This is a genomic window from Alcanivorax sp. HI0044 (assembly GCF_001634945.1).
Genome location: NZ_LWEZ01001981.1, coordinates 1 through 435 on the forward strand (window position 1 = coordinate 1; position 435 = coordinate 435).

1 protein-coding gene and 1 pseudogene are annotated in these 435 nt (G+C 53.8%); one reads left to right on the top strand and one right to left on the bottom strand.

The annotated features are described in order from the left end of the window. A pseudogene (locus A3730_RS29260) lies at positions 1-245 on the top strand (3-hydroxyacyl-CoA dehydrogenase); the annotation flags it as partial. On the opposite strand, the gene A3730_RS32880 reads toward A3730_RS29260, so the two are convergent. Continuing rightward, a partial coding sequence (locus A3730_RS32880; protein WP_231884094.1) for a hypothetical protein occupies positions 236-435 on the bottom strand: 200 nt, incomplete at its 5' end. The pseudogene A3730_RS29260 and the gene A3730_RS32880 overlap by 10 nt on opposite strands.

Here is a 435-nt window from a genome sequence, read left to right on the forward strand (position 1 = left end):
TTGAAGCGGTGAAGTGCTTTGATGAAGGCGTGATGGATTCCGTGGCAGATGCCAACATCGGCTCGATCTTCGGCATTGGTTTCCCCGCCTGGACCGGTGGTGTGATGCAGTACATCAACCAGTATGAAGGCGGCTTGCGCGGTTTTGTTGCGCGCGCCCAGGAACTGGCCAAGTTGTACGGTGAGCGCTTTAACCCGCCGGCTTCACTGTTGGAAAAAGCGGAAAAAGGCGAAATCTACAAGTAACCCTTGAGATTGCGTTTCTTCAAAAAGGCCCGGCTTATCCAGCCGGGCTTTTTTGTGATGCAGCGCCGGCTGCCGGTGGCTTTCGCTATCTCTTTGGGGGTGTACTCAAGGAGTAATCTGAAAATTAGCGGTACGACGAAAGCATAAAGGCGAGGGGGGCACAAAATGAAGACGTCAGCCGCAGGTCTAG